Source organism: Sulfurimonas sp., assembly GCF_041583195.1.
GTDB lineage: Bacteria > Campylobacterota > Campylobacteria > Campylobacterales > Sulfurimonadaceae > Sulfurimonas.
In genome coordinates this window covers 254,808-275,525 of sequence record NZ_JBFHGL010000002.1, presented here as the reverse complement: position 1 = coordinate 275,525, position 20,718 = coordinate 254,808, and the positions used below count along the sequence as shown (strand labels likewise).

The window sequence follows — 20,718 nt, the reverse complement described above, 5'->3', positions numbered from 1 at the left end:
TATGTACTATGATTGGGAAGAAAAACCAGAGTTAAATATAACTCCTTTAGTTGATATAATGCTTGTGTTACTAGCTATATTAATGGTTATAGCACCCAATATAGTATTTGAGGAAAATATAAAGCTACCTCAGGGCTCAACTTCTAAACAGCTAGAGAGTATTCCACCTATACATATAACTATAAGAAAAGATTTGACTCTAAAAGTTAATAAAGACAATTTTGACATAAACTCATTTGAAGACAATTTTTATAAATATTCAAGAAAATTAGATCTTAAAGCTACAGTTTTAATAAGTGCAGATAAAAGTTTGGATTATGGAGTTGTAATGAGTGTATTAGGTGCTGTTAAACAGTCAGGATTTACTGAAGTATCATTAGCTACAAATGGTTAAAAACGATTACTACTTCTATATAAGTGGTGCTATATCACTTTTCCTTTTTTTAGTTGTAACGCTAAGTTTCTCCTATATGTTATTTAGTGCTTCAGATATAAAATCTTATGCTTTAAATAAAAAAGATTTTATATCTGTTTCTCTAAGTACAGATATCTCGAAATTTAAAGTTAAACCTGCACAGACACAAGATATTACTATGCCTGATAAGATTGAAGAAAATGTAAATATAGATGATCTCTTTAGTGATGTTTGGACAAAAAATATTTCAAAACCTAAAAAAATTAAAGAAAAAACGGATAATAAAAGATACAACGAGATAGCAAAAAAAGTAAAAACTTCTAAAATAAACGAAGTTGAATCTATTCGTGAAAAAATAAAAAGTATCGACTCTTCAAACAACTCTGATAAAAGTTCTTCAGATTCTGGTGCTGATGAAGTTAATGAATATTTAGCTAAAATTCAAGCTACAATATATAATCATTTTGAACCACCTCAAAATACTCAAGGAAAATCTGCAGAGGTTATTATTGAGTTAAGTGCAATAGGTAAAATGATAGATTTTAGAATATTAAAATTTTCAGATAACGTTAGTTTTAATAATGAGCTAAAAAAAATAAAAAATAGATTGAAAAACGTAGTTTTTCCGAAAAATCCAAATAACAAAAACTATACGTTAAGAACATATATAATATCTGACAAGGAGTAAAGTTGAAAATACTATTTTCTATATTAATATCGATAACATTTTTATTTGCAAGTGATGCAACAATTGAGGTTATTAAAAAAGTTGATTCATTGCCTACATTAGCTGTTGAGGACTCTTCAGAACATGAAGATGAAACATTTAAACTAAAGTTTTTTAAAACATTAATAGCTGATCTAAATGTACTTTCAATTTTTAATGTAGATAGACATCATGTAATAACTGATTATGAAACTAATACTGTAGATGTAAGAAATAAAGATATGAATTATGTTTTAAAGTATAACATTGAAGATAGTGATGAGGGCTTCTTTCTAGAGATGAAGCTAATTGAAAAAGAAAATATTGTTTTAGGGAAAAAATATAAAATCAGTGATTCTAAAAAGTACATGTTTGTTGCACATACGATCGCTTATGAAATAAATGAATTTATGGGACAACCATCAATAGAATGGATGAAGAAGAAAGTTGTTTTTTCTCGCGTTGTGGGACCTAAAAGAAGTGAAATAGTGATTGCTGATTATACTTTAAATTATCAGCATATAGTTATTAAAGGCGGATTTAATCTATTCCCAAAATGGGCTTCTCAAGAACAAAATGGATTTTATTATACTTCTTTAAATGAAGAAAAACCTACATTAAAATATGTTGATATAAGAAAAGGCTCAATAAAAAATATTATATCTTCAGAAGGTATGATGACATGTTCTGATGTTAGTTTAGACGGTTCTAAACTTCTTTTAACAATGGCACCTGATTCTCAACCTGATATTTATATATATGATGTTGCAACTAAAATATATTCTAAACTAACTAACTTTAAAGGTATCGATGTAGGTGCACAGTTTATGGGTAACGATAAAGTTGCTTTTGTTTCTAATAGACTAGGGTATCCAAACATTTTTTCCAAAGATTTAAAAACAGGCTATGTGGAACAAATGGTATATTATGGTAAAAACAACTCTGCATGTAGTGCAAACGGTGAATATGTGATTTACAAGGCACGTGAGAGTTCAAATGCTTTTTCAAGAAATACATTTAATTTACATATGATATCAACTAAAACAGATTTTATTAGACGCTTAACAGCTAGCGGTGTAAACGAATTTCCAAGATTCTCAAAAGATTCAGACGCTGTACTTTTTATAAAAAACTATAAAAACCAAAGTTCAATTGGTATCATAAGATTAAATCACAATAAAAACTATCTTTTCCCGTTAAAATACGGAAAACTACAAGCAATGGATTGGTAGCATAATATATTATTAATATTATTTTGCTACAATCATGGTTATAAAAATTCATAAAAGGTAAGATGATGAAAAAAGCAATTCTTTCTGGTGCAATATTAGCACTTATTTTAAGTGGTTGTAGCGGTTCGGGAGAGCCTCAAGTTGATGAAACTAATAAAGATGCTAAAGAGGTAGAAGCAGTTAAAACTGAAACAGTATCTGAAGACAAAGCAAATGTTGCAGGTGAAAATGCAATGAGTGAAAATGCTTCAAACATAGCTGACACTAATGAGATGAATATTGCTTCATTAGAAGGTGAATTAACTTCTGCTTATTTTGCATTTGATCAGTATAGTTTAGATGCTGAAGCAAAAGATAGCATTTCAAAAAATGCTTCAACTGCTAATTCATCTGCAAGCTCATATATGATCAAGTTAGAAGGTAATTGTGATGAGTGGGGTAGTGATGAGTACAACTTTGCACTAGGTCTTAAACGTGCTGACGCTGTTAAAAAAGCATTAGTAGCTGAAGGTGTAGATGCTAACCGTATTACAATGGTAAGTTATGGTGAATCTAATCCAGTATGTACTGATAAAACAAAAGACTGCTGGGCTAAAAACCGTCGTGTAGATTACAAACTACTTCCATAATCTAACAAAAAATATATGAAAGATAGATTACTAGTATTATCTTTAACTACTTTCTTATTTACTTTAGTTTTAAATGCAGATGAACCATCTGCATTTGGAGCTGGAGATCTAAATAATCCTTCTCCTTACGGCCTAACAAAAGAGGAACAACTTCTTCTACAAAATAATCAAAAACTTAAAAAAGTTACAGTAAAAAGTAATAATCAGTCAAATGAGCTTGAGTCTTTAAGAGACAGGATTGATGGGATTCAAACTATTATAGAAAATTTGAGTCGTAAATCGCATGAAAACACGATAGATTTAAATAAGTTAAATAAGTTAAACGAAGATGAACAAAACAGCTCAAAAGAGTTTGAAAATCGCTTATTGGATATCTCTAGTCAAAATCAAAAAGAGATAGAAAATTTAAAACTGATTATTAAAGAGTTAAGCGCACTAATTGATGAAATTAATAAAAATTATGTCACTAAAAATGAATTCAATACTTTAGTTAAAAATGTAAATTCTTTTAAAGATTTGGTATCAAAAGAACTTAAAGTTACAAATAAAAACAATACTAAAACTGATGATTTTAGATCACAAAGCAATGCACAAGTGGCAAAAGACGCAAAAAAGAATTATGACAAAAAGTATTATACAAAAGCTATAAATATGTATACATATTTAATAGAAAAAAATTATAAACCAGCGTATGCACATTATATGATTGGTGAGATGAAATACTATAGAAAAAACTATTCTGATGCTATAGCATACTTTAAAAAAAGTGCTGAGTTATATTCAAAAGCTTCGTATATGCCTACACTTATGTATCATACTGCATTTGCAATGAAATATACAGGTGATAATAAGAATGCTAAGACATTTTTTAGGGCTTTAATTACAAAGTATCCAAATTCAAAATATATTTCAGAAGCTAAGAAACAAGTTGAGTTAATCAAGTAGTAAGATTAAGATGATAAAATCGCAATAACAAAATAAGGAAAGTAATATGGCAATTGAAGCAAATCAAATCGTATCTATTGAATACGAAGTACGTGATGGTGAAAAATTAGTTGATGGAAATGTAGGTGGAGCTCCACTTGTATTTATGTTTGGAAAAGGTCAAATAATTCCAGGTTTAGAGAATGGAATTAAAGAGATGGCTATTGGAGAAAAAGGTGATGTACTTGTAAAAGCAGCAGATGCTTACGGTGAGTACAATGCTGAAGCTAAACAAGAAGTTCCAAAAGAGCAGTTTGCAGGAATTGATTTAGAAGTTGGTATGACTCTATATGGTCAAGGTGAAGATGGAGGAACTGTTCAAGTTGTTGTAAATGAGATCGGTGCTGAAAGTGTAATTATCGATTTTAATCACCCTTTAGCTGGAAAAGATTTAATGTTTACTGTTACAATCAATAACGTACGTGAAGCAACAGCTGAAGAAGCAATGACAGGAATACCGGCTGAAAACAAACCGTCTGATGATGGTTGTTGTGGTTCTGGCGGCGGCTCTGGCTGTGGATGCCACTAATTTCGTAACTGCTTGTGCATCTAGTGCACAGGCATATAAAACAGCTACATTATTAAAAACACTTAATGTAAATGCCCTAATAAGTGGTGAAGTTGGTGTTGGTAAAAAAACGTTAGCTAGATATATATTAAATGATGCTCCAATCCTTGATGGCAAAGATTACGAAGATATTTTATCTACACTAGAAAGTACAAATCAAATAATAATTGTAAATTTAGAAAATGTACCTAATATAAAAATAGTTTTAGATAAAATTGTAGAAAAATCAATTAGATTAATAGCTACGGCTAAAAGCTCTTTTTATAGTGAGTATATTGATGAAGTATGTAGTATAAAGTTTGATATACCGCCATTAAGTCAAAGACCAGAAGATGTAAATGAACTAATTAAGATTTATGCAGATGAAGCATCAAAATTATTTAATACATCCAATAAAATAAATTTTGATAGTTTTAAGCCTGATCTCTCTACAAACTCAAACTCTTTAAAAAGACAAATAATTATCAGTTCACTTTTTGCTGATATTAGTGAGGATGAACTTATGAGTATTATGCATAATTATCTTGCAGATAGACTTGGCTCAAACAATGACTATAGAAAGTTTCTACATCTTTACGAAGTACCTTTGATTGAAGCTGGTTTAGAGAAGTTTAAATCTCAATTACAATTAGCTGATAGATTAGGGTTAAATAGAAATACTTTAAGAAAAAAAATAGCAGATAATAAATAATATTTAAAGGAAAACAATGAATAAAATAGCAATGATATTTGCAGGGCAAGGTTCTCAAGCTGTAGGAATGGGAAAAGATTTTTACGAAAATTCTGAAGTTGCACGTGAGATGTTTGAAAAAGCGGGTGAGAGAATAGGTGTTGACTTTAAAGAGTTAATGTTTGAAGAGAATGAAAAATTAGGTCAAACTGCTTTCACTCAACCAGCAATTCTACTTGTGCAAATGATAGCTTATAAGCTATTTAAAGATGCTTGCCCAGGTGTTAAAGCAGAACTTTTTTTAGGACACTCTTTAGGTGAATTTTCAGCTCTTTGTGCATCTGGTGCTATTGATTATGTAGATGCAGTTGAATTAGTACACAAACGTGGTGCATTTATGCAAGGAGCTTGTGAGTCTATAGAAGCTGGTATGATGGCTATTGTTGGTCTTGATGATGAGTCTGTTGAGAAAATATGTGCAGATGCACAAGCTGCGGGTAAAAAAGTATGGCCTGCTAACTATAACCAAGATGGTCAATTAGTTGTAGCTGGTATGAAAGCTGATTTAGTATCTTTAGAAGATACATTCAAAGAAGCTGGTGCTAAAAGAGCATTACTTTTAAATATGTCAGTAGCTTCACACTGTGAACTATTAGCTTCGGCTCAAGAGCCTCTAGCAGAGTTGATGTCAAGCATGGTTAATGACACTTTTGAAGCACCTATTGTATCAAACGTAACTACTGATAAATATTCATCAAAGGGTGATGCTGTAGCACTATTAAAAGATCAATTAATCAAGCCTGTAAAATATAAGCAGTCTATAGAAGCGATTGCTGGTGAAGTTGATATGGCTATAGAATTTGGGCAAGGTGTAGTATTAAAAGGACTAAACCGTAGAATTGCTAAAGATATGAAAACATTAAATATCTCTGATATGGCTTCACTTGATAAAGTTAAAGAGGAAATCTGCATCTAAATGAGAGTTACTTTAGCTCAAATATCACCCAAGTTAAATAGAACTAACCTCGATGATATCATATCTATAGTAGAAAGCAATAAAGAGCATAGTGACATTATTGTTTTTCCAGAATTGGCATTAAATGGGTATCTATTACAAGATAAACTATATGAAGATGCTTGGGATATAGATGAGTTAGAACGATTAAAAAGTTTGAGTACAGATGTAGATATTGTTGTTGGTGCAGCTATGAGAGATGGAAGTTTTTTTAGAAACGCAGGACTTTATTTCTCAAAAGGTGAACTGTTATCTCAACATAATAAAGTTCACTTACCAAACTATGGTATGTTTGAAGAAGCTCGTTATTTTGAAGCGGGTGATGTTTTTGAGAGTTTTAAATCAAAATTTGGCAAAGTATCTATGATAGTTTGCGAAGATATGTGGCATGAAAATGTACATAAGGGTTTGAAAAATGAAAACCCAGATTATGTTATAGCATTAGTTGCTTCACCTGCACGCGGATTTAGCGATGATGGTTTAGCAATAGAGGAGAAGTGGTACGATATTTTAAATAAAGTATCATTAGAATGTAACGCAAAAGTTGTATTCGTTAATCGTGTTGGATTTGAAGACGGACTAGGGTTTTGGGGTGGCTCTTGTTTAGTAGATAACCATGGCAAGATAACAGAAAAATTATCGCTTTTTAAAGAAGAAATAAAAACATTTAATATATAGGGAAAATAATATGAGTAAGATAGCAATTATGGGTGCAATGCCAGAAGAAGTGGCTCCGATTTTAGAAAAACTAGGTTCTTATAAAACTACTGAATATGCAGGGAATAAATATTATGAAGCTACATATAACGGTGTTGATGTAGTTGTAGCTTATTCAAAGATTGGTAAAGTATTTTCTACATTAACTGCTACTACTATGATTGAGCATTTTGGATGTGATAGACTTCTGTTCTCAGGTGTAGCAGGAGCTGTTTCACCTGATCTTAAAGTTGGTGATCTTGTTGTTGCTACAAAGCTTTCTCAACATGATTTAGATATTACTGCTTTTGGTCATCCATATGGATATGTGCCTGAAGGTTCTGTTTTTGTAGAAGCTGATAAAGATATGATAGAGCTATCGAAAAAAGTAGCTTCTAAAATGGATAAGAGCGTTAAAGAGGGAATTATAGCTACAGGTGATCAGTTTGTTGCAAATGAAGAGCGTAAAAATTGGATACTAGATACATTTAATGCATCGGCATTGGAGATGGAAGGTGGTTCTGTTGCTGTTGTATGTAATGCGCTAAATGTACCTTTTTTCATCCTTCGTTCAATAAGTGATGCAGCAGATATGGATGCAAGTTTTTCTTTTGATGAGTTTTTAGAGTCAAGTGCTATTATATCTGCTGAATTTGTTATGAATATGGTAGATGAACTTATTAAAAAGTAAAGAGTTAAAATGAGTAAATCTATAGTACCTTCTAAAAAAATAATGTCTAAACTTGGTAAGACTAATGCCGAGTTTGAACTTATAGAAGAGGGTGATAAAATACTTGTAGGATTAAGTGGCGGAAAAGATTCACTAACTATGATCCATGCTATGAAAGAACAGCAACGCCGCGCTCCATTTAAGTTTGAATTTTTAGCTGTAACGATCTCTTACGGTATGGGTGAGGACTATAGTGAGTTAGCACAGCACTGTAAAGAATATGATATACCTTACGAAGTTGTTGATACTCAAACATATGAATTAGCAAAAGACAAAATTCGTAAAAATTCATCTTTTTGTAGTTTCTTTTCACGTATGAGAAGAGGGTATTTGTATACAGCTGCGTTAGAGAGAGGTTGTAATAAAGTAGCACTTGGTCATCATATGGATGATGCCGCTGAGAGCTTTTTTATGAACTTTATATATAACGGTCAAATGAGAAGTTTAGCACCAAAATATAAAGCTGAAAATGGTCTTATTGTTATCCGTCCGCTAATTCAGATGCGTGAGCGTCAACTACGTGCATTTGTTGATGACAATGAATTAAATGCTATTGGTGATGAAGCTTGTCCTGCAATGAGATTTGATGTAAAAATGCCACATGCTAGAGCTAACACAAAAGAGATGTTAAGAAATATGGAGAAAGAACACCCTCAGCTTTTTACATCTTTAAATGCCGCATTTAAAAACATATCATATGATAGTTTTTTTGACAAGGAAAAATTTTCTATCTAGAAGTATATTTTGAGACTATGTTTTCTTCAGATTTTTCTATCTTATTCTGTTGAGTTTTAATAGTTTCATTCTTTAGGTTTTCTAAAAATTCCAGTATATTTTCTTGATAAGATAGCAGTTCTGGGTCTTGTGTAAATGAAAGTAGTGGTCTAAGAGCATCTACATCTATTTTTTTTGCATATCTAGGTACTATTTTTAATTCTTTTTGGATATTCGTTATTAATATATCAATATCCAAACCGTTATTATCATAAACTTTTTTTACTAGTTCCTGAGTAGTTATAGTTAACAGATGGGCTCTATGTTCATCTTTATATAATTCTAATCCATACTCTTTTACTATTTTGAAGAACTCTTTATTATCATCCATTTTATTCTCAAAAGAAGCGATAACTAAAGCAAATATTTTAGCTCTGAATTCTAAAGAACCATGGTGATGTACAAATATTTCACGAAAAGCACTAAAAAACTTATGTTTAAAACTTGATAGTATAGCCATTATTTTAACCTAATCATCATATGTTTTTACAGGTATTTCAAAATTAAAGGTACTTCCTTTTTCTTCTGAAGACTCAAACGTTATTTTACCATTTAATAACTCTATAATAGATAATGATATTGATAGTCCTAGACCAGTTCTAGTATCTTCAAAGGTAACGTTTGTTTTATCTTTAATAAACGGTTTAAAGATATCTGCTTTTTTTGAATCCGGTATTCCAGGGCCATTGTCATCTACAAAAACTTTTAAGACAGATTTGTCTTGATCAAATATGACTTCTAGTTTTACAGCGCCGTCTTTTGGTGTAAACTTAATAGCATTGCTAAGTAAGTTTGATATAACCTGAGATAGTCTATTTCCATCTGTTTCTATAAATTTTGGGAGATTTTTTCCAAATGTAATAGAGTAACGGATTGTTTTTTCTCTAGCTTTGGAGCGAAATATTTCAAAGTTTTGTGATAATAAATCTCTAAGATTGACTTTATTTAATTCTATGGAAATTGTATTGTTTTGAAGGTTTGACATATCAGATACATCTTTTATTATATTTTCTAAATTTTTAGCACTAAGATGGATTAGTTTTAAATACTTTTCCTGTGAGGCAATATCGCTTTTGTTTTTAATCAATGTATCTGAAAATTTTAAAATAGCTTTTAGGGGAGTTTGCAGCTCATCTACCATATGTGAGATAAATTGATCTTTGTAGTTATCCATATATGCACTTATTAATTTTTTTGAATATTATAGCAGAAAAAATGCTAGCTATAATATTCTTATGGTATTATACGATTAAATTTTTACTTAAGAGATCATATGTTAATTGAAGAAGATTACGAAAAGTTAAAGATGAGTTTTATTGATTCTCAAAGATTATTTAACAAGTTAAATAATGTGGCTAATCAAGCTGATGAGTTAGAATATGATGAAAGTGGTATGTATGCTGAAGAAGAAGATACACTAAAGCGTCATTGGTTAAAGTTAAGTGTAAAAATAGTAGATGCACTTGATGGAGTACTAGATGGTTATAGTGTTGAATTAAAAAGTATGATATCAATTAATGAGAGAGAATTAAATTTAAAATTGATCAAAGATGATAATGTAAGTGAAATAAAAGTAGATTATAGTGAAGATGATGCAATAAGCATTATACAAGTTAGTTAGGAGAAATTTATGGGTAGAGCGTTTGAATATAGAAAAGCATCAAAATTAAAAAGATGGGGAGCAATGTCTAAGTTGTTTCCAAAACTTGGAAAAGTTATTACTATGGCAGCAAAAGAAGGAGGAGGGGACCCTGATCTAAACCCTAAACTTCGTACGGCTATATTAAATGCAAAAGCTGAAAATATGCCAAAAGATAATATTGAAGCTGCTATTAAAAGAGCTACTGAGAAAAATGTTGCAGACATGGCAGAAGTTACTTTTGAAGGTAAAGCTCCTCATGGTGTACTTCTTTTTATAGAATGTGCTACAGATAACAACACACGTACAGTTGCAAACGTAAAAAGTATTTTAAATAAAAATAATGGCGAAATGCTGACAAACGGATCGTTAGAGTTTATGTTTGACAGAAAAGCACTTTTTGAATTTGACTTAAAAGAGGATATGGATCCTGAAGAGTTAGAGTTAGAATTAATAGATGCAGGTCTTGAAGAGATTGAAGTAGAAGACGGTGAGGTTTTAGTTACAGCTGATTACACAAGTTTTGGAACTCTAAATGAAGCCCTAGAAGGTATGGGTGTAGAGATCAAAAAAGCTACATTAGAGCGTATGGCTAATTCACCAGTATCTATTACTGAAGAGCAGCAAGCCGATGTAGATAAAATTTTAGAGCGTCTTGAAGATGATGAAGATGTTCAAAAGGTATTTACAAATATAGCTTAGATGCAATATATAAACAAAATATATACAAACACTTTAGAAGTTAAACAATCTAAGTTTATAACTTACCTTACTCCATATGCAGAGTTTGAAAAAACTCTTGCATCGCTTAAACAGCAACATCCAAAAGCAAGACATTTTGTAACTGCATCAAGGTATCTAAATGAATACAATCAAATAGTAGAGTCTTCTAGTGATGACGGTGAACCAAAAGGAACATCAGGAAAACCATCTTTAATGGTGCTTCAAGGTGCTGATATAGTGAATATAGGTGTTATCGTTGTAAGATATTTTGGAGGAACAAAACTTGGAACAGGTGGTTTAGTTCGAGCTTACAGTGATGCCGTAAATTTAGTACTTGATGAAGCGGAAAAACTTGAGTATAAAGATGAAATACTTAAAGAGATCACTTTAAGCTATGCTAATATAGGAAAAATTGAACATTTATGTTCTGAATACGATATAAAAATAATTGATAAAGAATTTGAGAAAGATGCAAAATTTAGAATAAAATCAACTAAGAAAAACTTAGATGATTTTTTTAATAAAGCAGATAGACTAATAATTAATTAATTAATGTCTACCTTGAACAGCATTACCCATATCCCACATAGGTAAGAATATACCAAGTGCTAAGAGAATAACCATACCAGCTATTAATAAAAGCATAATAGGCTCAATTGCAGATGATAAGTTGTCAATAATAGCATCGAAACGCATCTTATAATAATCTGCAACTTTCTCCATCATCTTATCAAGAGCACCACCATCTTCACCTGCTTTAACCATTTGAGTAATCATACTTTCAAAAAGTTCTGTTTCACGCAGACCATCATTAAGCATAGCACCTTTTTCAACAGATATCCTAACCTGTGCTAGCTTTGTTTTTAAAGGTAGGTTGTCAATCATATCTATTGCTGTATCTAAGGCTTCAGCGATAGGAATACCCGCACGAACAAGTTCTGAAAATACTAGTGTAAACCTATTAAGTGTAGCATATTTGATAATATTTTTTATTAGATAAGTTCTTAGAAGTAGTTTATGCCAACCAAATCGTATGTGTTTATAGTTATTTATTAGATAGTTTAGTGTAAAAAAAGATATAGCTAAGATAGCTAATACATATGGACCGTAATTATTAAAAACATACTCAAGTGTTAATAATATTTGAGTAGGCATTGGTAATTCTGCATTTAAACTTTCAAAAATATCTTTAAATTGTGGTACAACATAAGATATTAAAACTGTAAAAGCAATAGCCATGGCTATCATAACGTTTCTTGGGTATGCCATTGCTTTTTTAAATTTAACAACATTTGATCTAATCTCTTCTAACATCTCTGCTAATGAATTTAGTGCGTCATCAAGGTTACCAGTTTTCTCTCCAAGTTTTACCATGGCAATTGTAAGATTACCAAGCTCAAATCTAAAATTCTCCATTGCTTTTGAAAGAGCATTACCTGCATTTATATCATCTGCAAGTTTATCAAGAACATATTGAAGATTTTCATCAGGCGTTGAAGCAGCAACTTCTGTAATAGAATCGTGAATAGATATACCGGCATTTGTCATAACTGCCATCTGTCTAATTGCTGCAATAAGTGCATCTGGTTTAACTTTACGCTTTTTAACATTTTGAAGAAGTTCTGTCTTAATTCTTTTAAATTTAAGATCAATTGGTTCTGTAGCTTCTTCAACTTTTATTAAAAGGCCTGAGTATTTAATTTTAGCTATATCGGAAGCATCTTTTCTGTCTTTTGCATAAAAACCATGAGTTTTCTTTTTACCTTGTGTAAGTACCGTAGCTTGAAAGAATTCCATTATTTTGCCACCCTTAATATTTCTCCAAGACTTGTTATACCTGATAATGCTTTTTGTATACCGTTTTCAAATATACTAATAAAACCATCTTCTTCAGCTTGTCTTGTCATGTCGTCTTTTGAAGCACCTTTTGCAATTAGAGAAGATAACTCCTCACTAATATTTAATACTTCACAAATCATCTCTCTACCAGAATATCCCGTTTCATTACACTCCTTACATCCGGCACCTGTATAAAATTTAGATCCTTCAGGAATAAATTCGTGTAATTCTTCAAGTGTTGAAGCAGATATTTCCTCTTCCACTTTACAGTTTGGACATATTTTTCTAACAAGTCTTTGTGCCTGAATAGCAACCAATGCACCAGATATTAAATAGTGTTGTATACCCATATCTGCCATACGAGGAATTGCCGAAATTGAATCATTAGTGTGGAGTGTTGAGATTACTAAGTGACCAGTAAGGGCCGCTTTGATTGCAATTTCTAACGTTTCCTGATCGCGAATCTCACCAATCATAATTTTATCAGGATCTTGACGAAGTATTGAACGAAGAGCATCGGCAAATCCTAAACCAACTTTAGCATTTACCTGAACTTGCTGAATTAAGTTCATTCTATACTCAACAGGATCCTCAACCGTAATTACTTTATCGGCAGGATCTTTTAGTTCATTAAGTGCACCGTAAAGAGTTGTTGTCTTACCACTTCCCGTTGGACCAGTTACCAATATAATACCATACGGTGCAGCCAGGCCTTTAAGAAGTTTGTGATAGCTTTCACTATCCATACCAGCTTCTTCAAGCTTTACAAGGGCTTTTTGTTTATCAAGTACACGCATAACAATAGATTCACCGTAAAGTGTAGGTAGGGTTGAGATACGAAAATCGTATTCTAGTTTTCCTACTTCAGTAGAAAAACGACCATCTTGTGGTTTTCTTTTCTCTGCTATATCTAGGTTTGCCAGTAGTTTTAAACGAGAAGTGAGCGGTGCAAAAATATCTTTTGGAAAAATAAATATTTCAGACAGTTTACCATCTATACGACCGCGTACCGAACAGTTTCTCTCACTAGGTTCAATATGAATATCACTTGCACGACCTTTAATACATGCATTTAAAATTACGTCAATTAAAAGTAAGATAGATGAAGCTTCTTGTTGTTCTTCAATAGAACTTATAGAGTTTAATTCATCTCTTACTTTTTTAACAAGTACTTTTTCTTTATCTTTTAACTCAACTTTAAATAAGTTGTTTTGTATCTGTTTGTTAACTGCAACTTTTAATTTAATAGGCTTTCTTGGAAATAGTCTTTGAAGTGATTCTTTGGCTTCAATATCTAATGGATCATTAATAGCTATATATACATTTAGATCATCTTGATACAATGGTAGTGCATGATATTTTTGCAACTGATGAAGTGGTATTTTATTTGTTAAATCGTGATCAACATCTATATTATCCAGATCTATAAACTCTAAACCTAATCCCTCTGATAGTTTTTTTAACACTACATCTTCACGAATATAATCATAATCTGAAATTATAGAAAGGTCATACACACCTTTTCTAATTTTATCTACTATATAGCGCACAAGCCTATCCATAGTCATAAAACCAGACTGTGTAATATGTTTTAAAATTAGAGTTGAAGTAACACCTTTGGCCTTAAGTCTGTCAACTTGGCCTTTCATTATAAGACCACTTTCTAGTAAATCTTTAGTTATCCTATCCATTTAGTTCACTCCATTACCAATAAACATGACGTTGTATTGATATTTTATCAAAAAACTCTTCAATTACAATTTTACTAAGTTTATCATCTTGTACAAGATAGAGTTTGTAGTTTACTCTTGGATTCTCCTCATCATTAAAAAAATATACATTTCTTCTTTCATGTGTACCTAGTTTAGAATATAGATCAAATACTTTTGATAGTATATAGTCTGTACTAGGAAGATGCAATTTTGATAGATCATAGTTATCAACTAGAGCGTGATATAGTAGTTTTTTCTGCATCAATATAACAGAAAAATATGCCGAATTTGATCTTGATTCTTTTGAAAATTTTAGCACTGAAATAGGAATAGAGAGCCTATCTATATAGTCAGATTTTAGACAACTAAATGCATATAAAGATACAAACTCTTCATCTCTGATATTACTGTCTAACCAAGAGTGACCTAAATTACACACATCTTCATACTTTTCATTTTGATATAGATTAAACATGTCATCTTTAACATCTGCAAATAATATAGTTGATAGTAATAGTAAATAAATTATTTTCATTTAAATTTTCCCGCTTTTATATCATCTAGTAATACTTTTGCATTACCTGAACCAGAATGGTTTACATACTTTGTTAATGTTTGTATAGCTTTGTCTCTTTTGTTTAATTTTACTAAAGATTTCGCAAATATTATCCAACTATCTTCTATTTCATTGTTTATTTCATTCGTAATTAATGCATAATTATAAGCTTTTTGATACTCACCAAGTTTATAATATTTCTTAGCTACAAATAAACTAAGTGTAGGGTTGTTGTTTTTTTTGAACCTTTTAATAACATCTTTTATATCATTATGATCTTCTTGTCTTGTAATGCTGATTTTTGGTTTTTCTGTATTTTGTTCAATTTCTAGATTGTCTTCTTCAATCAGGTCTTCTTTGTTTTTATATATTTTCTGTGAACTTTGTTGATATTCCCTATCAACTTGATCGTTATATGAATTAAAGGAATCTGTTCTAAGCTTTTTCATAAAATCCAGAGATGGTGTTAGAATTATATTTTTATTAGAAGTTGTTTTTTCTTCAATTTTAGTAGGTTCTGTTATCAGAGTAGGTTCTTGTAGTTTAACTTGAATATTTTGTACTGGTACTTCTTTTATTGTTTCTGTAATCTCTTTTTTAACTGTTAGTAATGGTTCCTCTTTTTTGATTTCCTGTTTAGTTAAAATATTGTTTTCTTTTTTAGAATCAAATATAAAATATAAAGTAATTGCTAAAATTATTAAGAAAAATACAGTTATAAAATAAGGTAGAAAAAACTTAATTTTATACTTTAACCATCTTTGTTCTAGTTCATGAATATTATGCATCAATAAGTCCTGTATGTATTGCAGACATCTCTATAATTTTATTGGATACCTTATCCATGCTTATTTTTGACATATTATTATTATAGTAATGATCATATATTTCAAACACACTATAAAGTAATTTGTTTGTATCTCTATAGTTACCATTAGTTAGGTTGTAGATTAGTTTAACGGAATTATTATGAAACATATTCGCCGTATCAAAGCAGTTTGCTTTCATTAGTTTTTTTTGAATATATATTTTTATCTCAGCTAAAGAAGCATTTTTTAGCTCTATTGATTCCCATATTCTAGTTTGAAAATGTTCTTTTGCTATAAGATCTTCTGTTTGAGTTTTATGTAGCGCTATTACAAACTTTACTTTTCTAGTGTCTGATAACAGCCTGATTTTTTCCATCAAAGGGTCTGAGTAAAGTTGTGCTTCATCAAGTAGAATTAGTGGAACTTCCTCTGATTCTTTTGTTTGAATTATTTTCATCATCTGTGTGAAGTTTAACTCTTTTTCTTCATTAAAACCATACAGATCATGAGCTAAAACTCTATAAAATTCACTCTCATCTACGATTGGTGTTTGATAAAAATGGATCTCTTGAGTTTTTGAGAGGTCTTGGTAAAGTTTTGATAGAAACATACTTTTACCAGTCCCCGGTTTTCCGTATAATAAGATCATCTTAAGAGGCTTTTTAACGGAGTTTTTTAGTGACTGATAAATCGTAGATACGCGATCTAGTTGAACGTAATCCTTAGGATTTACAGTATCAAGAAAAACATCTTTAGAGTTACTGTAAATGCTAGATTTCATTTTCTTCTTTTTCTAAAGAATCAATCTCTTTAGTTATTGATTTTCTACTATCATTAACAAGTTCGTTTGTAATACCTTGATATCCAAGGTCTGCAAGAGATAGATCATTGTTTGATTTTTCAATAATATGAGTTTCGATAACAATTACAAGCTCTTCCACTTGTTTAGAACTAGATTCATATCTAAATAGATAAGATAAACCAGGGATATCACCTAATATAGGAACTTTGTTTGAATCTTGGTTATTTCTAGTGTTTATTAAACCGCCTAAAATAATTCTGTTTCCACTTTTAACAGTTACAACGGATGATAATTGACGTCTATTTAAATCCGGTGGCATAACCCTATCTACAGAAGTGCTTTGACTAAGATCAGACCTAGTCTCAGATAATGAAGGATTTATTTTTAATGTAATTGTGTCATCGTCTGAGATTTCAGGAGTAATATTTAATAATACACCGGCAAATACGGATTCCACAGACTCTTCTTGCGTTGTTGCAGCAACTCCACCACCAGAACCTTGTTGGTTAGTCGATGATTTTACTTTATAAAAGTACTCAGTACCAGCTGTAATAAGAGCCGGCTGATTATTAAGCGTTAAAACTTTAGGATTTGAAATTGAGCTTACATCACCCTGAGTTTGTAAAAATTTTACAACTTCATTTAGACTTACATCAGCTTCAATACTAATTATACTAGCTATATCCTTACCTAGATTATATGCACCTTCAGTTATCTGATTCGAGTCTTGATCAAATTTTGTAACATTTCTTATATGTTTAGTATCAAGAGATATATCTATATTTTGTAATTTATATAGTTGTGACCAATCTACACCGGTAGTTTTACCTTCACTCATTGTTACAGATAAAAGTTGAACATCGATTAAAACCTGTAATTGTACTTTTTCTTGTAATTTTTTAAGATATGATTCAAGCCTTTTCATCTGCTTAGCCGTGGCAGTTACTGTAATTAGACCTGCATTTTTATTGATGATTGGTGAAGATGCGATATATAGATCTTCAGGGCGGTTTAGAACTTGTTGTAATTCTAAATCAAGTTGTTCCCAGAATTTAACTTCATCATTTGTCTCAATTTTAATACCAGATTGGGCTGTAGATGATGTACCACCTGCAACTCCTTCTTGACCACCTGATTGCCCGCCACCTGAAGCTTGAGAGTTTGATGAACTAAGTGTAACATCAGTTGAAGCTGTTGCTTTTCTTTGTGATAAAATATAGTCTATTGGAAAAACTTTTGTAGTTAGATATGAAATTTTTAGTAGGTTGTTTTCTAATTTATATGATAGGTTGTTTTCTAATAATATTATATCTAGCACTTCTGTTATAGTTAGATTTTTTAGATGTGTTTTATTTAATGGTGTATCCATAAACTTTTGCGCATGCGGGTCTGATACAATAACACTGAATTCACATTGATCACTTAGTTGATCAATAAAGTCTGCAATCTTTGTATCTTTAGCAGAGCTAACACTAAAAAGTTCATAAGAACAATCAGCATTTACCTGTAGTGACAAGAGTGTACTTAGTAGAGCACTGAATGCAATTTTCTGTAGTAATTTCATATTTTTAACCTACCTATTTTTTAAATTTTAGTTTTGGATTTTCAGTTGCTGTTGAGAGCACCTTAGTTTTTGAACCACTTTGTAAATTAACTGTTTTTTTATTAATTTTAGTGATCTTATATCCATTTATAGTTTCACCTATTTTATGCCATTTACCATTTATCAGTGCTGTATTATTGATTATAGCACCAAGTATAAATGAATGTGTAGTAAATACAGGTGTTTTTTCCAAACTAGAGTTAGTTTTACTGTCTTTATCTTTATTTGCAGTTACAATTGTTCTTGGAGTAGCCTTTGTATTTTTATCATCTTTGTTAGTTAAATTTTTCTTTAAAAAAACAAAAGGATTTCTAATACTAGAGATATTTCTCATACTTTCACCATCTCTAGGTGGTTTAATTGCATTTACTTGTTTATCTACCCATGATAGATCATCATTGTTAGCAGATAGTACAGCTGATAGTATAAGTAAGGGCATATATATTTTTTTCATTAGTAAGTGATCCCCCATACAGAAAGTTTGATATTTGTATCTAAAGTATCCTTAGCTTTAATTTCTAAGTCATGAATATCTACAACGAGTTCACTTTTTTCAAGTGAGTTAATAAACTTAAGAGTATTTTTGAAAGTACCTGTCAGACTTATGTCTAGGTTAAGCATATGACCAAAAGATTCATTGCTATTAACATATTCATTAGAGAATTCTTTAATCTTAACATTGTAAATCTTCGCATTATATGCTATAGAGTTTATATACTTACCCCATGTTCTCTCATCATATATAAGTGATGAAATAGTTTCGATCTTATGTTTTATATAGTTATTTTTATCTTTATAGTCTAACATCTCAGTTTGAGTTTTTCTGATATCACTCTCAAGTTGTACTATAACAGCTTGAGGATTTGCAGCTAAATAAGCTTTATCTGTATTTATTTTTGACTGTATAGACTTAATCTCATTTTGAACTTTAGTAAAATCATTTGCCGAACTATCCCAAAAAAGATAAGCAAATCCAAAGATGGCAAATGCAACCATTGCATATGTCAGTTTTACATCTTTTTCACTTTTATCTTTTAAAGATGAGTCTATTTTATGTAATAAATCTTCTATATTCATAATACTTCCACCTTTAATGTACTAAAATATTTTTTTTCTTCATCATCATAAATGATTTTGTCTATAGAGAATTTTATACTCCCCTCATGAACTTTTGTAAGATGTTTTATAAGCTTGGTTATTCTAATATCTCTATAAGATACCAGACCTAGTTCAAACTTATTGTTTTTATCTTTTTGAAGGTAGTTGACTGATTCTAGTTTTACATTAAAAGTATTAAGGTTTTTAGTTAGAGCTGTTAAAATTTTTGCTTTCATAAGATAATTAACTTTTACGTCATGTATCTTAATCAATGTTCCTTTTTTATCTAAGAAAGCATTTTTTTCTTCATTTAATAGTTTTATAACTTTCTCTTTATCAGCTTTTCTGTTTTTAATAGTAGCTTGTCTTGTAATTTTTTTGTTATGCACTTCAACATATTCGTTGTTTAAAATATCTTTTTGAAGTTGTTGGGCATAAGAAGCAACCCAGTTACCAACAGGATAAGCAAATCCAAGTATTAATGAAGCAGCAGCAATTAGTATAAGTTTACCACTATCTCTTTGAATAAATTTTGGAGGTCTTTCATATTTTGTAAAGTTACAAATGTATTTTTCTTCATCAGGAAGAATTACATATAGCTGCATTAATGAATGAAGTAAGCTTATGTTTTCATCTTCAGCTTCTTCAAATCCAAAATCAAAATCTATAACGCTAGATTTAATATTAAGTTCAAACTCACATATTTCATCAAGTTTTGATGCAGTAGGACGTTGAGTACCAATATATATATGTTCAAACTTTTTAATATCATATGCTCTTTTTACATATGTTAATACATCATTGATATTATAAAAAACATCTTTGTATAATTTTATAAAGAACTCTTTATATGGACTGTCTGTTGTTTTTAAGTCCTCAAACTCCATAAAATTTAAAAAGTCTTCAAACTCTATACGCTCACCATAAAGTTCACAAAATTGCTCGTAAAGATTTTCATATGAATACTCTATAGTTTTACTGAAGATAAATTCTTTTTCATTATATATAGCTATGAATGCATTTGTTTTTTCAAAATATATAAATACATGTGCATCAGAGTTTGTGATTAATTCTTTAGAGTAAAGTGATTTAAATAGTAATGGTGAAGGGATAATAGTATCAATATATTTAATTTGTTTGATACTCTCTTCAAAACTTTCCTCAATAACCAAAGGATCGACAACAAAAACATTAAAGTATTTGTTCTCAGCATCTAGAGCATTATAAAGTTCTATATACTCTATTTCATATGATACCGCTTGATCTAAGGCTAACTCATCATATGTTTTACTAAGTATCGCATCATATACATCTTCTTCAGGAATATTTTTACTAATTGTTATTTGAGCATTTATATAACTGTTTGTATCGATATATGAAATACTAAATTGATCTTTTTTGAAAGCAATGTTATTGTCATATGCTAAAAAACTAGATATACCGCTAACGTAATCACCCTCATAAGGATTAAGTGAGATTACATTTGTAAATGTTTGTCCAGTACTTTCACTCATTAAG

The 20,718-nt window shown here is 30.4% G+C and carries 25 protein-coding genes; 14 read left to right on the top strand and 11 right to left on the bottom strand.

Features of this window, described 5'->3' with window-relative positions; genetic code table 11:
• Position 1 precedes the first annotated feature (1 nt).
• The 11 genes from ABZA65_RS03215 to ABZA65_RS03165 all read left to right on the top strand — a co-directional run bounded on the left by ABZA65_RS03215 (position 2) and on the right by ABZA65_RS03165 (position 8,380).
• Entirely contained in the window at positions 2–394 is a 393-nt protein-coding gene (locus ABZA65_RS03215) for an ExbD/TolR family protein (RefSeq protein WP_373070529.1), read from the top strand.
• The gene (locus tag ABZA65_RS03210; RefSeq protein ID WP_373070527.1) at positions 387–1,103 is read left to right on the top strand and encodes a TonB C-terminal domain-containing protein; all 717 of its coding nucleotides are present in this window, start codon (positions 387–389) and stop codon (positions 1,101–1,103) included. The genes ABZA65_RS03215 and ABZA65_RS03210 overlap by 8 nt, the downstream gene beginning before the upstream one ends.
• Before the next feature lie 2 nt (positions 1,104–1,105).
• Positions 1,106–2,353 (top strand): Tol-Pal system protein TolB, encoded by a 1,248-nt coding sequence (tolB, locus tag ABZA65_RS03205; protein WP_373070525.1) that lies wholly within the window; start codon positions 1,106–1,108, stop codon positions 2,351–2,353.
• 65 nt (positions 2,354–2,418) lie between these two features.
• Positions 2,419–2,982, top strand: a complete 564-nt coding sequence (locus ABZA65_RS03200) for an OmpA family protein (RefSeq protein ID WP_373070523.1) — start codon at positions 2,419–2,421, stop codon at positions 2,980–2,982.
• Between the two features lie 15 nt (positions 2,983–2,997).
• On the top strand, positions 2,998–3,927 hold the full coding sequence (locus ABZA65_RS03195; RefSeq protein ID WP_373070521.1) for a tetratricopeptide repeat protein: 930 nt from the start codon (positions 2,998–3,000) through the stop codon (positions 3,925–3,927).
• A 46-nt stretch (positions 3,928–3,973) separates the two neighbouring features.
• Entirely contained in the window at positions 3,974–4,495 is a 522-nt protein-coding gene (locus ABZA65_RS03190; protein WP_373070519.1) for a peptidylprolyl isomerase, read from the top strand.
• Complete coding sequence (locus ABZA65_RS03185; protein ID WP_373070517.1) at positions 4,446–5,225, top strand: helix-turn-helix domain-containing protein; 780 nt, start codon at positions 4,446–4,448, stop codon at positions 5,223–5,225. Before ABZA65_RS03190 ends, ABZA65_RS03185 begins: the two co-directional genes overlap by 50 nt.
• A gap of 16 nt (positions 5,226–5,241) precedes the next feature.
• Positions 5,242–6,180 carry an ACP S-malonyltransferase gene (fabD, locus tag ABZA65_RS03180; RefSeq protein ID WP_373070515.1) on the top strand — a complete coding sequence of 313 codons (939 nt, stop codon included), beginning with the start codon at positions 5,242–5,244 and terminating at the stop codon, positions 6,178–6,180.
• Positions 6,181–6,897 carry a nitrilase-related carbon-nitrogen hydrolase gene (locus ABZA65_RS03175; RefSeq protein ID WP_373070513.1) on the top strand — a complete coding sequence of 239 codons (717 nt, stop codon included), beginning with the start codon at positions 6,181–6,183 and terminating at the stop codon, positions 6,895–6,897.
• A gap of 10 nt (positions 6,898–6,907) precedes the next feature.
• Positions 6,908–7,606, top strand: coding sequence for a 5'-methylthioadenosine/adenosylhomocysteine nucleosidase (locus ABZA65_RS03170; protein WP_373070511.1), 699 nt, complete (start codon positions 6,908–6,910; stop codon positions 7,604–7,606).
• 9 nt (positions 7,607–7,615) lie between these two features.
• Positions 7,616–8,380, top strand: a complete 765-nt coding sequence (locus tag ABZA65_RS03165; RefSeq protein ID WP_373070509.1) for a tRNA 2-thiocytidine biosynthesis TtcA family protein — start codon at positions 7,616–7,618, stop codon at positions 8,378–8,380.
• On the opposite strand, the gene ABZA65_RS03160 is transcribed toward ABZA65_RS03165, so the two are convergent.
• Positions 8,373–8,879, bottom strand: a complete 507-nt coding sequence (locus ABZA65_RS03160) for a hypothetical protein (RefSeq protein ID WP_373070507.1) — start codon at positions 8,877–8,879, stop codon at positions 8,373–8,375. The two genes, ABZA65_RS03165 and ABZA65_RS03160, sit on opposite strands and share 8 nt — an antisense overlap.
• A gap of 9 nt (positions 8,880–8,888) precedes the next feature.
• On the bottom strand, positions 8,889–9,593 hold the full coding sequence (locus tag ABZA65_RS03155) for a sensor histidine kinase (protein ID WP_373070505.1): 705 nt from the start codon (positions 9,591–9,593) through the stop codon (positions 8,889–8,891).
• Between the two features lie 99 nt (positions 9,594–9,692).
• Here ABZA65_RS03155 and ABZA65_RS03150 point away from each other — a divergent pair, with 99 nt between their 5' ends.
• Genes ABZA65_RS03150 through ABZA65_RS03140 form a run of 3 tightly spaced genes read left to right on the top strand, consistent with a single transcriptional unit; the run spans position 9,693 to position 11,330 of the window.
• Positions 9,693–10,040, top strand: coding sequence for a hypothetical protein (locus ABZA65_RS03150; protein WP_373070503.1), 348 nt, complete (start codon positions 9,693–9,695; stop codon positions 10,038–10,040).
• A gap of 9 nt (positions 10,041–10,049) precedes the next feature.
• Positions 10,050–10,760 carry a YebC/PmpR family DNA-binding transcriptional regulator gene (locus tag ABZA65_RS03145; protein ID WP_373070501.1) on the top strand — a complete coding sequence of 237 codons (711 nt, stop codon included), beginning with the start codon at positions 10,050–10,052 and terminating at the stop codon, positions 10,758–10,760.
• Positions 10,761–11,330 (top strand): YigZ family protein, encoded by a 570-nt coding sequence (locus ABZA65_RS03140; protein WP_373070499.1) that lies wholly within the window; start codon positions 10,761–10,763, stop codon positions 11,328–11,330.
• Here the strand turns inward: ABZA65_RS03140 and ABZA65_RS03135 are convergent, their stop codons facing one another.
• From ABZA65_RS03135 to ABZA65_RS03095, 9 genes are read right to left on the bottom strand one after another with little or no spacing between them, the layout of a single operon-like run.
• The gene (locus ABZA65_RS03135; protein WP_373070497.1) at positions 11,331–12,578 is read right to left on the bottom strand and encodes a type II secretion system F family protein; all 1,248 of its coding nucleotides are present in this window, start codon (positions 12,576–12,578) and stop codon (positions 11,331–11,333) included. It lies immediately after the preceding gene.
• On the bottom strand, positions 12,578–14,311 hold the full coding sequence (locus ABZA65_RS03130; protein ID WP_373070495.1) for a GspE/PulE family protein: 1,734 nt from the start codon (positions 14,309–14,311) through the stop codon (positions 12,578–12,580). Before ABZA65_RS03130 ends, ABZA65_RS03135 begins: the two co-directional genes overlap by 1 nt.
• A 13-nt stretch (positions 14,312–14,324) precedes the next feature.
• Positions 14,325–14,867 carry a hypothetical protein gene (locus tag ABZA65_RS03125; RefSeq protein ID WP_373070493.1) on the bottom strand — a complete coding sequence of 181 codons (543 nt, stop codon included), beginning with the start codon at positions 14,865–14,867 and terminating at the stop codon, positions 14,325–14,327.
• A complete protein-coding gene (locus ABZA65_RS03120) occupies positions 14,864–15,676 on the bottom strand; it encodes a CDC27 family protein (RefSeq protein ID WP_373070491.1) in 813 nt (270 codons plus the stop codon). Before ABZA65_RS03120 ends, ABZA65_RS03125 begins: the two co-directional genes overlap by 4 nt.
• Positions 15,669–16,478, bottom strand: a complete 810-nt coding sequence (locus ABZA65_RS03115; protein ID WP_373070489.1) for an AAA family ATPase — start codon at positions 16,476–16,478, stop codon at positions 15,669–15,671. Before ABZA65_RS03115 ends, ABZA65_RS03120 begins: the two co-directional genes overlap by 8 nt.
• Complete coding sequence (mshL, locus tag ABZA65_RS03110; RefSeq protein ID WP_373070487.1) at positions 16,468–18,063, bottom strand: pilus (MSHA type) biogenesis protein MshL; 1,596 nt, start codon at positions 18,061–18,063, stop codon at positions 16,468–16,470. The genes ABZA65_RS03115 and mshL overlap by 11 nt, the downstream gene beginning before the upstream one ends.
• Positions 18,064–18,076: 13 nt before the next feature.
• Complete coding sequence (locus tag ABZA65_RS03105; RefSeq protein WP_373070485.1) at positions 18,077–18,556, bottom strand: hypothetical protein; 480 nt, start codon at positions 18,554–18,556, stop codon at positions 18,077–18,079.
• On the bottom strand, positions 18,556–19,179 hold the full coding sequence (gene pilO / locus ABZA65_RS03100) for a type 4a pilus biogenesis protein PilO (RefSeq protein WP_373070483.1): 624 nt from the start codon (positions 19,177–19,179) through the stop codon (positions 18,556–18,558). Before pilO ends, ABZA65_RS03105 begins: the two co-directional genes overlap by 1 nt.
• Positions 19,176–20,714, bottom strand: a complete 1,539-nt coding sequence (locus ABZA65_RS03095) for a hypothetical protein (protein WP_373070481.1) — start codon at positions 20,712–20,714, stop codon at positions 19,176–19,178. The genes pilO and ABZA65_RS03095 overlap by 4 nt, the downstream gene beginning before the upstream one ends.
• Between the last annotated feature and the right edge of the window lie 4 nt (positions 20,715–20,718).